This is a genomic window from Ruegeria sp. CL3 (genome assembly GCF_056536505.1).
This window is the reverse complement of record NZ_JBQFPT010000004.1, coordinates 282,763-295,027: the sequence shown is the minus strand read 5'-3', so window position 1 is coordinate 295,027 and position 12,265 is coordinate 282,763. Positions and strand designations below refer to the sequence as shown.

Annotated in this window: 13 protein-coding genes and 1 pseudogene; 5 read left to right on the top strand and 9 right to left on the bottom strand. The window is 52.4% G+C overall.

What is annotated here, in order from left to right; all coding sequences use genetic code 11:
* Nucleotides 1–47: 47 nt before the first annotated feature.
* Nucleotides 48–620 (bottom strand): glutathione S-transferase family protein, encoded by a 573-nt coding sequence (locus ACR0NO_RS07950; protein ID WP_480723548.1) that lies wholly within the window; start codon nucleotides 618–620, stop codon nucleotides 48–50.
* Nucleotides 607–1,215 carry an NAD(P)H-dependent oxidoreductase gene (locus ACR0NO_RS07945; RefSeq protein WP_480723547.1) on the bottom strand — a complete coding sequence of 203 codons (609 nt, stop codon included), beginning with the start codon at nucleotides 1,213–1,215 and terminating at the stop codon, nucleotides 607–609. Before ACR0NO_RS07945 ends, ACR0NO_RS07950 begins: the two co-directional genes overlap by 14 nt.
* A 127-nt stretch (nucleotides 1,216–1,342) precedes the next feature.
* Here ACR0NO_RS07945 and ACR0NO_RS07940 point away from each other — a divergent pair, with 127 nt between their 5' ends.
* Nucleotides 1,343–1,711: a winged helix-turn-helix transcriptional regulator gene (locus tag ACR0NO_RS07940; protein ID WP_480668328.1), complete on the top strand. Its 369-nt coding sequence runs from the start codon at nucleotides 1,343–1,345 to the stop codon at nucleotides 1,709–1,711.
* A 515-nt stretch (nucleotides 1,712–2,226) separates the two neighbouring features.
* A pseudogene (locus ACR0NO_RS07935) lies at nucleotides 2,227–2,379 on the top strand (IS6 family transposase); the annotation flags it as partial.
* Between the two features lie 83 nt (nucleotides 2,380–2,462).
* Here ACR0NO_RS07935 and ACR0NO_RS07930 read toward each other — a convergent pair.
* From ACR0NO_RS07930 to ACR0NO_RS07915, 4 genes are read right to left on the bottom strand one after another with little or no spacing between them, the layout of a single operon-like run.
* A complete protein-coding gene (locus tag ACR0NO_RS07930; protein ID WP_480526050.1) occupies nucleotides 2,463–3,233 on the bottom strand; it encodes an SDR family NAD(P)-dependent oxidoreductase in 771 nt (256 codons plus the stop codon).
* On the bottom strand, nucleotides 3,230–4,168 hold the full coding sequence (locus ACR0NO_RS07925) for an SDR family oxidoreductase (protein WP_480723546.1): 939 nt from the start codon (nucleotides 4,166–4,168) through the stop codon (nucleotides 3,230–3,232). The genes ACR0NO_RS07930 and ACR0NO_RS07925 overlap by 4 nt, the downstream gene beginning before the upstream one ends.
* Nucleotides 4,165–5,067 carry a bile acid:sodium symporter family protein gene (locus ACR0NO_RS07920; RefSeq protein WP_480723545.1) on the bottom strand — a complete coding sequence of 301 codons (903 nt, stop codon included), beginning with the start codon at nucleotides 5,065–5,067 and terminating at the stop codon, nucleotides 4,165–4,167. The genes ACR0NO_RS07925 and ACR0NO_RS07920 overlap by 4 nt, the downstream gene beginning before the upstream one ends.
* Nucleotides 5,064–6,419 carry a flavin-containing monooxygenase gene (locus ACR0NO_RS07915; protein ID WP_480723544.1) on the bottom strand — a complete coding sequence of 452 codons (1,356 nt, stop codon included), beginning with the start codon at nucleotides 6,417–6,419 and terminating at the stop codon, nucleotides 5,064–5,066. Before ACR0NO_RS07915 ends, ACR0NO_RS07920 begins: the two co-directional genes overlap by 4 nt.
* A gap of 68 nt (nucleotides 6,420–6,487) precedes the next feature.
* Between ACR0NO_RS07915 and ACR0NO_RS07910 the strand changes: the two genes are divergently transcribed.
* On the top strand, nucleotides 6,488–7,156 hold the full coding sequence (locus tag ACR0NO_RS07910) for a TetR/AcrR family transcriptional regulator (RefSeq protein ID WP_480723543.1): 669 nt from the start codon (nucleotides 6,488–6,490) through the stop codon (nucleotides 7,154–7,156).
* Nucleotides 7,157–7,469: 313 nt separating this feature from the next.
* On the opposite strand, the gene ACR0NO_RS07905 is transcribed toward ACR0NO_RS07910, so the two are convergent.
* Nucleotides 7,470–8,429 carry a glutaminase gene (locus ACR0NO_RS07905; protein WP_480723542.1) on the bottom strand — a complete coding sequence of 320 codons (960 nt, stop codon included), beginning with the start codon at nucleotides 8,427–8,429 and terminating at the stop codon, nucleotides 7,470–7,472.
* Nucleotides 8,407–9,846 carry an alanine/glycine:cation symporter family protein gene (locus tag ACR0NO_RS07900; protein ID WP_480723541.1) on the bottom strand — a complete coding sequence of 480 codons (1,440 nt, stop codon included), beginning with the start codon at nucleotides 9,844–9,846 and terminating at the stop codon, nucleotides 8,407–8,409. The genes ACR0NO_RS07905 and ACR0NO_RS07900 overlap by 23 nt, the downstream gene beginning before the upstream one ends.
* Nucleotides 9,847–10,379: 533 nt before the next feature.
* On the opposite strand from ACR0NO_RS07900, the gene ACR0NO_RS07895 reads away from it, so the two are divergent.
* On the top strand, nucleotides 10,380–10,673 hold the full coding sequence (locus ACR0NO_RS07895) for an antibiotic biosynthesis monooxygenase family protein (RefSeq protein ID WP_480723540.1): 294 nt from the start codon (nucleotides 10,380–10,382) through the stop codon (nucleotides 10,671–10,673).
* A 41-nt stretch (nucleotides 10,674–10,714) separates the two neighbouring features.
* Nucleotides 10,715–11,173 (top strand): GFA family protein, encoded by a 459-nt coding sequence (locus tag ACR0NO_RS07890; protein WP_170469340.1) that lies wholly within the window; start codon nucleotides 10,715–10,717, stop codon nucleotides 11,171–11,173.
* Between the two features lie 404 nt (nucleotides 11,174–11,577).
* On the opposite strand, the gene ACR0NO_RS07885 is transcribed toward ACR0NO_RS07890, so the two are convergent.
* Nucleotides 11,578–12,048, bottom strand: coding sequence for a hypothetical protein (locus ACR0NO_RS07885; protein WP_480723539.1), 471 nt, complete (start codon nucleotides 12,046–12,048; stop codon nucleotides 11,578–11,580).
* Between the last annotated feature and the right edge of the window lie 217 nt (nucleotides 12,049–12,265).

Sequence of the window (12,265 nt, the reverse complement as noted above, 5' to 3'; positions counted from 1 at the left end):
ATGGTCAACGCCCGCTGCACGGCGGGCCGGGCATCAATGCGGTCGAACTAGGCGTTCAGATGCGGCAGGTCCGATACATCCACCCTGGCCCAGACATAAGCACGCGCCCACGGGTACAGCATCATGTCGGCAATGGTGTATTCGTCCGCAGCGATCCATTCACGCCCGTCCAGACGTGTATTCATCACCTCCATCAAGCGGCGGCTTTCGTCTACGTATCTGCGGATTGAAAAGGGCTCTTCGTGACCATTCGGCGCTGCAATGTGCTGGAAATACATTGCCTGTCCCATCATGGGGCCTACATGGCCGACTTGAAACAGAACCCATTGCATCACCTCGGACCGTTTTAATGGATCCGCAGGCAGGAACTTTCCGTATTTCTCGGCCAGATGCCACAGGATTGCACCGGATTCGAAGATGGCGCGCCCTTCCGAACGATCCTCGATTGTTGGGATCTTTCCGTTAGGGTTCAGCACCAGATAATCCGGCGCCTTTTGTTCCTGCTTGGAAAAGTTGATGTGAGTCAGGTCGTAAGGGACGCCTGCCTCCTCTAGAAAGATAACCGGCTTGTACCCGTTCATCGTTCCCGCAGTGAAAAGATGGATATCAGGCTGGGACATGTTCAACCTCGGTAAATGTGGTTTTCAGATGCGCGTCAAATCGAGCGAAATCGGACTCGATTTCCGGGTTCTTCATAACATCAAATGCAGCAAAAGTCGGAAGGGGCTGCATGGCAAAGAACTTTGCGTTCAAGTGCATCGGTGCTAGTAGGTCGTCGACGCTGGCACCCGCAAAAAAAGGCTCGGACGCATCATCGAACACTTCTTTCGGGGCGTTGAAGGTAACCGACAGCATGTATTTCTTACCATTTAGCGTGCCGCCGGTGCCGTAATTAGCCTTGGGTGAGTTAGTCGTTCGACCGTCGCCTGAGCACATACGACCGTCCATGCCGGCCGTATAAACCTCATCCATGTATTTCTTGAAGATCCAAGGAACACCCATCCAGTTCACCGGGAACTGCATGATGACTGTATCGGCCCAGAGGTGCGCCTCAACCTCAGCATTCGAGTCATAGCCGTCGGCTACGGTGGTCACGCGAACGTCGTGACCCATTGCCGTCAGCATGTCGCACGCTCTATCGGCGAGGCTGGCGTTCAACTGTCCGGGGGCAAAATCGTAGGGCTGAGTGCCGTTCAAGATCAGGATTTTGCTCATGTCCATATCCTATTTGTGCAATCTCTGAACCCTTGACTTTCAGCGGGTTCAAATAGCATTTGAGAGTGTAGGTGTGAGAAATCAACTAGTATACTTTTGGTAACCTGGTTGTCTGAGCTAAAGGACGATGATGCGGGCGCGAGTTAATGAGGATGCCAAAGGGCGCCGACATGTCTCAGAGGCGTGTCATGAGCCATGTGCAATCGAGCGCGGTATGCGGATCATTGGCGGAAAGTGGACAGGTTCGATCTTGTGGCATCTAAAGGATGGACCTGTGCGTTTCAACGATCTTTCGCGCATGATTGGCGGGGCCAGTAAGAAGATGATTGCCGAGCGGCTGCGCCAGCTAGAAGAGCAGGGCTTGGTTGCGAGGCAAGTAATGGATACCGCCCCTATTTCCGTTCAATATTCCATCACCGAGTTTGGTGGTACGGCGCTTGGATTTCTCGACGAATTGCGAAAGTGGAGCGAGGAGCTGCCTAACGGCTTAACGTGACGACTATAGTCTTTGTTCAATGATCTGAAAGCTAGAGTTTTTCTGACCGCGCACCGAATGAGGGTGTCACCAATCTGCGGATGAAGTGACAAGGTTACTTGGAATAGTAATCCAAGGCTTTGCTTTCCCGAAAAAAGTAGCGCGAACAAATTTCTGCCGATCGTTCAGTGCCGTTTGAACCGAAAAGTGACGTAACAGCTGTCCCGCAAGCAGCGAGTTTTATTGAACTAGGTTCTGGCATCCACAGCGAACGGCTGCTTTGGCGGCCGCACCGCGGCAGCGGCTTTGCCAAGTAAGCGGCGGCAATGACCAGTAGAAATGCTTTGCGATTTCCGCTTTGTCCGCAACTCAGTCGTTTACGGAATTGAGCCGAATGACCGCACCGAGCCCATTTTGTGGGATGCTGCAATGAGCCAGAATGACCACTTTTGGCATTTCTAAACGGTCATAGTTTTGTCTCGGGCTGGATTGGAAGCAGGAAGGTCGATAGTCGGTGGCACGAATGACATTGAGGAAAAGAATGCGGGATGCAGCGTTTTTGGCGTATGCAAAGATTACAGAAATTCGCCGCCATTCACTCCTCCTTCTACAACCACTTTAACCAGGAGCGGTCTCTCACCAGCCGAGGTGCCTTCAAGCTTACACGCGCTGCTGCTCTCGCCGATTGACGCGAACTTGCCCCGGCATGAAGGATAGCTCTACTGGCTTAGGTGAGACTAGTCCGAATTCGTCTGACAGCACCCTTCGAAAACTAACTCCTTCCAATTGTGCGCATCATTTGGCGGAAGAAGAGCGTTGGAGCTAGCCGGTTCATGACGTTCGATAGAGTTGCAACTCGACCAACGGGCACAAATGCTTTTCGGTTTCGAGACCCGCGGAGAATGATCTGGGCTGCGTCTTGTGGCGTCATATAGTCAACACCGTCAGTTGCGGAACCCGGACGGGCGAAACCCTTAGTATCTTTTTCGGTTTGCCCAATGTTCGTTGCAACAAAGGAAGGTGCGGCAATCGTAACGGACACGCCGTGACAGGTTTCCTCGGCTCTCAGAGACTTAAAAAACCCTTCCATTGCGTGCTTGCTGGCGGCGTAGGCCGTTCTACGAAAAAGCGGTGCAAATCCCGCGACTGATGAGATCGCCAGATGCGTTCCCTTGGACTTTCTTAGTGGAAGTAAGAAGTGCCGAGCGCACTCAATTGCAGAAAAATAGTTGATCTCAAAAAGGTCGCGATGGGAGTTCATGTCACTGTCGGCAAATGCAGAGATTTGTGTGACCCCTGCGTTGTAAACAACCATGTCAATTGAAGGTCTATCCTTCAAAATCTGAGTGCATATATCTGCGCACTGTTTAGGTTTTGTGAGGTCACAAGCGTAGAGACTTAGATCTTCGTCATTCACCAAAGCGTCCAGGCGCGGACCTGGCAGGTCAATGATAGCGGTATGCCAACCTTGTTCTCGCAATGCTTCAGATAAAGCTTGTCCCAGGCCGCCAGCACCACCAGTTATGACTGCAGTTCTTTTCACTTCGCGTGCTCCCACCAGAGCTCAAATGCTTCGGCGCTTGAGTATTTGGGTTGATAGCCGAACTTCACCTTGAGTGCAGTGTTGTCCAGCACTGGCCGAAACTGCAGAAATCGAACTTGTTCAGGACCATAGCGAGAAAGCCCTACGGGTCGGGCCACGGCCAGTGCCATCTTGACCAACTTTGGCGGCAACCAGCGCACAGTCTTGCCCATGGCCTTGGCGATTTGGGAAACAGTAAGCGCACCGTCGCCAGAGACGTTGAAAATTCCCGCAGGCCCGTTTGTCGATGCGCGCAGCAGTATTTCTGCCAGGTCCTTGTCCCATATAAAGACAAAGGGGCTCTCAGAACCTTTCAGCCCAAGTAGGCGAGGCTTTTGGAACAGAGACGTTATCTGGTTCTCGATATGGTTCCCGAGAACCGTCCCAACCCTCAATACGACTTGCTCTAATTCCGGGGCTGTTTCTCTCGCGCCTGCCAACATCTCCTCGACCAGTCTTTTGTGCCAAGAATAGGCGAATTCCTGATTGCCGCGAATTGCGTCCGTTTCTCGCAATAGCGCTGGATTGTCGGCGTGATAGCCATAAGCCGCGCCAGAGGACGTAACAACCAGTCGCTGTACTCCCGCGGAAATGGCGGCATCAAGTACTTTGCGAGTGCCCTCAACATCGACTTGGTACTCAAAGTCCCGCGTTGTGTCTGGCCCGGGGGTTACAATCGAAGCAAGATGCACGACCGTGTCGGGGCGTTCTGACATGATGATGTCGTGTGGGTCGCTACTAGTCACATCCATCTTGATGAACCGCGCGTTAGGCGGCAATTTTGCTGGTTCTCGGATATCCGTAGCTATGACGGCATAGTTGTCCTTATGCGCCAGACGACTTAGCAGCGCTGTTCCGACTGCACCAGCAGCGCCAGTGATGAGAAGGCGTTTCATACCGGAATCTCCCGCCTTGCGAAAAAGCCCGCAAGAACCAAGCCAGAAATCGCGTGCCATATGCCCCACAAAGCAGCGGCAACAGCCATACCTCCCATCCCTCCGAAAAAGGCGAAGATCAGGATGAGCCCCAGCCCCGAATTTTGAATACCTGTTTCAATGGTAACTGAACGGCGATCCCGCTCGGACAACCCTGTGATCGTTGCCGTTGTGTACCCTCCAAGGAATGCCAGCGTATTGTGGACAACAACGAGACCTATGACCGCTCCGGCGACCTGAAGGAAGTTCGCCCAATTGGCTGCCAGCGCGAGCACAATGAAGGCAATAAAGATGGCCATTGAGAGCCACTGCATTGGGCGGCGGATGAGATCAGCTACTGGTTTTAACCGCGCGTTTACTAGCATCCCAAGGACTAAAGGTAAGATCAGCATGAACCCGACCGTTATTGCGACGGCGACAGGGTCGATTTCAGTGCGCTGCAAGATTTCGCGTGTCGGGCCATATAGGTTACCCCAAAATGCAATGTTTGCCGGCGTGACAACGATGGCTCCGACCGTCGCGAAAGCGGTCATTGAAACCGATAGCGCCACATTCCCTTTCGCCCGGTGGGTCATGAAATTTGATATGTTCCCACCAGGGCACGCAGCAACGAGGATAAGGCCCATCGCTACAGATGGCATCGGTCGCAGTGCGACAATCATAAGAAAAGTAAGCGCTGGAAGTACTAGAAACTGCGACGCAAGACCGACAATGAGGGGCTTGGGTGCACCTGCAATGCGCCGAAAGTCGTCCGTATGCAAATCCAACGCGATCGAGAACATGACGATCGCCAGGATGGCATTGAGAACTCTAAGATTTCCGGCATCAAAATTTAGCGCGACCTGATCAATTCCGTTCATGCTTGGGCCGCCTTGAGTGCAGCGATTTGGCCCGTTACCTCTCTCCGGTAGGTCGCCTTGTCCACGTAGTAGGCCATGCGCGGAAGGTCGATGTAGTTCATACCTCCTGTTGCTCTCTCATACCCATCGGACTTGGTGGAGCGGATTGCCTGCGCCGCGGAGTTGCCTGACCGCAATCCGGAAATGTAGCGAGCGACCATTTCGGCCTGCTCATAACGTCCTTGCCAGCCCAGTCCCGATGCTTCGACCATGCCAAGAACAAACAGGTCATCTCGTTCTGGGTGCATGCAATTTAGGTAGAGGTGAGGCGCAGAACCCTTCCAATTCAGATGTTTCTTGTCGATGAACGGGTAGTGCAATTTATACCCGGTCGCGGCCAGTATCATGTCATATTCAGCCGAGGTCCCATCGCGGAAATGAACGGTTTTGCCGTCCAAACGCTCGATATCCGGACGAACCTTCAGGTCGCCATGCCCCGCGTGAAACAGAATGAGGGAGTTGACCACAGGATGCGACTCGTAAAGAGCGTAGTCCGGTTTCGGAAACCCGTATTTCTGCGGATCACCGACAAACCATTTCAGGATCGCGCCATCGACTTTTCGCTTCAGCCACATGGGCAGGCGGATCTTGCCCCCCATTGTGTCGGCAGGGACGCCGAAGACATATTTGGGAACAAAGTAGTACCCGCGGCGCATAGAGAGGTCGCATGCTACGCCGTGGTGAATGGCATCGACCGCTATGTCGCAACCGGAGTTGCCCGCGCCAACAACCAGAACGCGCTTACCGGCAAATTGGGTGGGATAGCGGTACTCGGACGCATGGATGAGCTCACCTGTGAATTCACCCTGGAAATCCGGCATGTTAGGTTCCGACAGCGTACCGTTGGCAATCATTAACCCTGCAAAATTTTGGATATGACGGGTGCCGGTCTTGTCTCGCCAGGTTATTTCCCATCCGCCGCGTTCCAATGGTTCGGTCTTCAGAACTTCGGCTCCGAAATGAAAGTGCAGATACAGGTCAAACGCTTTTGCGAAGTCTTGGAAATAGGCCTTCATTTCGCGATGTGACGGATATTCTGCCGTATCCTCTAGCATCGGGAAATCGGTGAATTCCGTCATGCGCTTGGAAGAAATGAGATGGGCGGTCTCGTACATCGTGGACCGAGGTGCATCGATGTTCCACAGACCACCCACATCATCGGCCAGTTCAAATCCTTGAAATGAAACTCCCTGCTCGACAAGCGTCTTTGCCATTGCAAGGCCCATTGGCCCCGCACCGATCAAAGCAAAACACTCTTCGGGGCGGGCCTTTGCCTCAACCAGCTGGCCCGCTCTCACCTGCGCCTGTTCCATTCGCGTCTCCTCCTGCGGCAGTATTTATCTTGAACGAACGTTCCAAATAAGGCAAACTGGTTTTTGAGATGCCACAACATGCTGTAAAAGAAAGAAAAAGAGCTCCGTCGCAGCGATCCGTCGCAGCGAGAGAACGAATCTTCGACGCTGCAGAACAGGTTTTTGCCGAGAGGGGATTCGAAGGCGCTTCAATTCGAGACATTGCTGAACGTGCAGGTGTTCGAAAGGCCAATGTGAATTTTCACGGGGGCCCTAAAGAAGAGTTGTTCGAGCGCATAGTGGCGCGTCGAGCTTCCGAACTCTCTGAAGAGCGACTCTCAAGAATTGAATTGTTGGACACACAGACGGACTGGAGGGTCGGTGATTTGTTGTCAGCCTTCATGCTGCCGCTCGTTTCGCGAGCCTTCAGCGGAGATCCTCAGTGGCTTGCTTATGCACGAATAGTGGCGATTGTCTCAGCTGATACGCGGTGGAGAGAATTGGCTCAAACACACTTTGATCCTGTGGCCATGAGGGTTGTAGAAAAGCTGTGCTCAAAACACCCTGAGGCTAGTCCAGAACGAGTTGCGGGCGCGTTGGTGTTTGCCGTGTCTTCAATGCTCGCCCTGTGTACGTCGCAGTGGCGAATTTTGGCCCTAAGCGGAAACATTGGCGAGGCGGATCGCGAGAGCATGACCTTGAACCTTTTGAGTTTCTGTGAGGCAGGCCTAGTCGGAAGTTTGAAGAAAGCGGAGTGATTGACAGCAGCGCTTCGGTCTTGCCCGAAAATCTGGTTAAGGCTTATAACCAGTGGATAACAAGTCGCGCGAGTTGATTGCCGAGAAGATACCCTTGGAGCAGTCTTGTCATAAGAACTTGGTTTGAGGCGGGTAGGGGGCTTTCTAAGCTTCTGTCCATGAAAAGATGATCGCCGCTCAAAGTGCTGTAAACCTATTCTCGGATCACTCGTCTTACATCGCCGCCACCCATGCCGGTCTGACTTCAGTTGTGTCCTCTGCCGGTCATTGAAGTGGAACTAAATGCATTTGGAACCGGTTCACCCAATCCGGGTCATACACTTGGTCCGAAAATGGACCACCCCGTGGCGCGAACTAGTTCTTGAAAGGCGATTGTTGCTAAATGGGAATTGCCTTTTTGATCGAGCCCAGGGCTCCAGGCGACAACAGATGCGATACCAGGTACAATACACAGGATTCCGCCGCCAACGCCGCTTTTCGCTGGAAGGCCAACGCGGAAGGCAAATTCGCCCGAAGCATCGTAGGATCCACACATCATCATGAGCGCAGTAACTCTTCTTGCTCTTTGCGCTGATAATACTGTGGCGCCGGTGGCCGGATTTTGACCCGCCGCCGCAAGAAAACGACCTGCTAGCGCCAGCTGTTCGCAAGACATGGCGATGCTACACTGTCGAAAGTAGAGCGACAGAACATCCTCTACGGGAGCCTTAAGGTTGCCTTCCGCCTGCATAAAATGGGCAAGCGCACGATTTCTGGAACCGGTTCGGATCTCTGAATCTGCAACCGAGACATCAACCTCAACCGAGTTGTCTTCTGCAAGCTCTCGGCACAACGCTAAGAGGTCGTTGATAGCGTCGTCAGCAGAACGGTTTTCGAGCAGAACATCGGCCACTACGATCGCACCGGGGTTGATAAACGGGTTCCTTGGGATTCCACGCTCGTGTTCAAGCTGAACGATCGAATTGAACGGATCGCCGGAAGGTTCTCGGCCAACTCTTTGCCACAAGGTGGCGCCAACCTTTTGCAGCGCCAAAGTAAGCGAGAACACTTTTGAGATACTCTGGATCGAAAACAGCGTGTACGCGTCCCCAGCAGACACTAGCGGACCGTTGATTGGTGCAACGGCAATACCGAATTGGTTCAGATCAACTGTGGCGAGTTCTGGAATATACTGTGCTACCTTCCCCCTTTCGGACATGCCGGCAATGCGATCTGCGATATCGTCCAAGACTTCCTGAAGCTTTTCGCTTTCAGTGGTTTTGAGTGTCGGCATGGATCTCCTCCGTCCAGACAGTGTGATCTACGCCCTTACTCAGTTCGGGAAATTTGCTTGCGACAAAGCGAGGTTCAAGGTTCTGTCGGCGTTGCGAGAAATAATCCACCGTTAGTTTGTAGACGGTGCCAGAGAGCAGCACTATTGCTACCAAATTGATGGTCGCCATTATTCCCATGGCCGCATCCGCGAAGTTGAACACTGTGGCAACAGCTTGCACAGCGCCCCAGACAACCATTGAAAGGCAGCCCAATCGCAAGATGTAAATCGGCAATTTGCCTTCCAATTTTAGGAACGTCATTGCGTTTTCGGCATAGGAGTAGTTGCCAAGTATAGATGTGAAGCCAAAGAAGACGATGGCAATCGCGATAAAGTGGCGGCCGATTTCGCCCAAGTGGACCGCCGCCGCGTCTTGAGTCAGTCGCATTCCGGTAGGCCCATCAATTTCGACTGCGCCCGACAGAAGAATGAGCAGGGCAGTTGCCGTTGCGACCAAAATCGTATCCACAAAACACCCAAATGCCTGGACGAAACCTTGGCTGGAAGGGTGATGGGGATCAGGTGTTGCAACCGCTGCAATGTTTGGTGCTGAGCCCATGCCCGCTTCGTTGGAGAAAAGCCCCCGTTTGATACCGTTAAGCGCAGCAGCCATGACGCCTCCTGTCACGCCTCCGGCAGCTTCCTGAAGGCCAAATGCACCTGCAACAATCGACCACAACATAGCGGGTACTTCGTAAATGTTCAGGACTACGACAATACAGGCAAGCAAGAGGTAGAGACCCGCCATGAGCGGTACAACGATCTCTGCAAACTTTGCGATGGTTCTTATGCCGCCGAATATGACTACCGCTGCTGCAGCGGCCAGTGCTATGCCAACGACCAATTTGTTTAACCCGAACGCGCCCTCGAATGCTTCAGCAATCGAGTTGGATTGGACCGCGACAAAAACCAAACCAAAGCTGACGATCAGGCAGATCGAGAAAATGACTCCAGCCCAAGGAGCGTTCAAGGCGTTGGCCATGTAGAACGCGGGACCTCCTCTGAACCTTCCGTTGGAAGATGTGACTTTGTAGAGTTGGGCCAAAGTGCTTTCGGAATAGGCGGTGGCCATTCCAACCAATGCCACGATCCACATCCAAAAGATTGCGCCTGGACCTCCCAAGGTCAGAGCTACCGCTACGCCAGCAAGGTTTCCAGTGCCAACGCGGGAAGCCAGACTTACTGTCAGCGCTTGAAAAGGAGTAATACCTCTTTTGTCCGTGCTCTTCGCAGACGTCAGGACGCGCAACATTTCCCCAAAATGGAGAAACTGAAGCGCACCAAGACGAATTGTAAAAAAGATACCCGTCCCAAGAAGTCCGTAGATCAATACGTAATTCCAAAGAACCGTGTTTATGCCGTTAACCAATATTTCCAAAGCGCGCCTCTTGAGATTTCAAGCACTTCCAGGAAGGCAAAAAAGTCTGCCTGTTTTTTTATCATGCACGAAGATGCGATGTTTGTCAGGAATATGCTGCGAAGAATCTCTAAACGTTTGGCTCTTGCGCATTGAAGCTGTACCAAAAAACACATGACGACATTTGAGTAGGACGGTGCGCATGGTAGAGTATGTGCCGTCGTGATTTGAATTGGTTGAAAGGTCCTGAGTGACAAAAACGATCCTCTTCGCATCGCCGCACGGGAGCGGACATCTGCGCAGCCGCAGCGAACTGTCGCTTTGTCCGCATCTCGGAAGTCACCATGCTTGGAATTGAAGGTCTGGTTTGGGCTGGATGCGGGCCTATGCATTGATAGTGCGGATGGACGCAAAGTCCGCAAAGAGGTCATTCTCTGAATTCTGCTGAACAGCAGCATTGAGCCCAAAGCAGACACGCTCCTAACAAAGTGATATGGTCATAGAACCAGAGGCGCTCATACATTCAGGAACCGTACTTTACGGAGGTAGGACGAATGATAATGCGCATCTTTCAGGTCGTGACTCGGCCAGGCAAAGAGGAAGAGTTCTGCAAGTTCTTCCATGAAACAGCTATACCCTTGATGAGAGGTACTAAGGGCATCGTTCAAGTGTTTCCTGGTACCGCACGTGCTGACACACCACGAGAATTCAGTTTTGTCATGGTGTGGGAAAACCTAGAATCACTAAAGGCTTTTGTCGGCGAAAACTACCAGAGCTCGCATATCGATCCGGCTGAGGCCGAATTGGTCGAGTCGCGTTCTATCAAGCATTATGAGCTGGTCCAATAAGGGCCATGGCTGGAACGCTAGGAAACAACTCGGGGGAAATAATGATCAAAGGGAAATGCGGCTGCGGAGCCGTAACGTATCAGATGACATCACAACCCATGTTCGTGCATTGCTGCCACTGTAGCGAATGTCAGCGACAAACCGGAGCAGCCTACGTCTTGAACGCCATCATTGAGGCTGATCGCGTGACGTGCAAAGGGCCAATCACCGAAAATGAGCTTTCCACTCCAAGCGGGAAAGGTCAGATTATTACGCGCTGTAGGGATTGCGGCGTCGCCGTTTTTAGCAGCTACATGATCCGCCTTGGAAAGCTAAGGTACGTGCGCGTTGGAACACTGGACAACCCGGATCAATGTCCTCCGGATGCACAGATTTTCACGAGCAGCAAACAGGCCTGGGTGCCACTCAGCGAGGAAATTCCTATCTTCGAGGAATTCTACAAATTCGATGAGGTGTGGCCGCAGAATTCGTTGGAACGTTTGGAGACTGCTCTATCCTGAGGGATCAGTCGTTGAAGCTGAATGGCGGCGTTGTCCGCACAGCGGTCATTGATGCACTAAGCCACCAACGATTGCTTCGAGCTCAAAGCGGACACAATGGTATCAGTTTCCAAGAAAAATTGAGGTGCCGTAAATCAGCGTTACACTTACTCGTGCGAGCCGGCCAAACGCAGAGACGCGCAGTCTTTCTCCAATCTTACTATATCAGAGAAAAGCTGAGTTTTCGCCCAATCCGATATGGAAAATTGAGGACGGTTTTTCATCACATTCCGTGCTTCATCGCGAGCGGCCTCAAGGTTCTCCGACTCTACATGGACGAGTACGAGGTCGAGGTGACCAAAGCCTTCTACCCTTTGACCATATCCGGTGACAGCTTCCTTGGCTTCCTCGTATTGACCGTCAAGTCAAAGGACTAAACCCAGAACGCCTGCATACCAACCTGGATAGTGAGGGTTCAAGGTAGTGGCTTGCCGCGCCACGCGGATAGCTTCTTTTGCCTGTCCATTGAATGCGAATGTAATCGACAAACTTGCAGCCAAATCAGCATGGTTTGGATTTAGCTCCAGTGCTTCATTGAACTTCTCTATAGCCGAAACAAGCTTGCCATCTATTGCATCCGCGAAACCTGCAATTGCGTAAGCCTCTGGGTTATAGCTGTCTATTTCCAGAGCACGCCGAACGCATTCACGTGCCTCTGCCAGCTCAGCACTTCGGTCTGTTACAAAGCCGTGCCTTGCTTCGAAAGTACAAATGAACCCCAAATTACAATGTGGCGCAGAGCAGTTAGGATCAAGAGAAATTGCCTTTTGCGCAAACCGGTGAGCGTCGGCCTGTGCTTCCTCTGTTATTCTGCGCGAAGCCTCCACGGCTTGCAATTGAGCAGTTCAGGCATCCAGATTTTTAGCCCCCGAACCTCTGAAACGGGCCATCTCACCCACCAAGAGCTCGACTTGAAGCTCGGTTGCTATCCTGAGGGCAATTTCATCTTGAACTTCGAATGCGTCTTCTATGAGGCGATCATACCGGTCTGCCCAAATGTGCATTCCGGACTTCGCATCGATTTGCTGAGCAGTAATCCGCACACGATTACCG

What these genes read in the sequence shown, in the direction of transcription:
- ACR0NO_RS07950 (WP_480723548.1), bottom strand. Translation starts at nt 620, where the DNA reads ATGTCCCAGCCTGATATCCATCTTTTCACTGCGGGAACGATGAACGGG.
- ACR0NO_RS07945 (WP_480723547.1), bottom strand. Translation starts at nt 1,215, where the DNA reads ATGAGCAAAATCCTGATCTTGAACGGCACTCAGCCCTACGATTTTGCC.
- ACR0NO_RS07940 (WP_480668328.1), top strand. Translation starts at nt 1,343, where the DNA reads ATGATGCGGGCGCGAGTTAATGAGGATGCCAAAGGGCGCCGACATGTC.
- ACR0NO_RS07925 (WP_480723546.1), bottom strand. Translation starts at nt 4,168, where the DNA reads ATGAAACGCCTTCTCATCACTGGCGCTGCTGGTGCAGTCGGAACAGCG.
- ACR0NO_RS07920 (WP_480723545.1), bottom strand. Translation starts at nt 5,067, where the DNA reads ATGAACGGAATTGATCAGGTCGCGCTAAATTTTGATGCCGGAAATCTT.
- ACR0NO_RS07915 (WP_480723544.1), bottom strand. Translation starts at nt 6,419, where the DNA reads ATGGAACAGGCGCAGGTGAGAGCGGGCCAGCTGGTTGAGGCAAAGGCC.
- ACR0NO_RS07910 (WP_480723543.1), top strand. Translation starts at nt 6,488, where the DNA reads ATGCCACAACATGCTGTAAAAGAAAGAAAAAGAGCTCCGTCGCAGCGA.
- ACR0NO_RS07905 (WP_480723542.1), bottom strand. Translation starts at nt 8,429, where the DNA reads ATGCCGACACTCAAAACCACTGAAAGCGAAAAGCTTCAGGAAGTCTTG.
- ACR0NO_RS07895 (WP_480723540.1), top strand. Translation starts at nt 10,380, where the DNA reads ATGATAATGCGCATCTTTCAGGTCGTGACTCGGCCAGGCAAAGAGGAA.
- ACR0NO_RS07890 (WP_170469340.1), top strand. Translation starts at nt 10,715, where the DNA reads ATGATCAAAGGGAAATGCGGCTGCGGAGCCGTAACGTATCAGATGACA.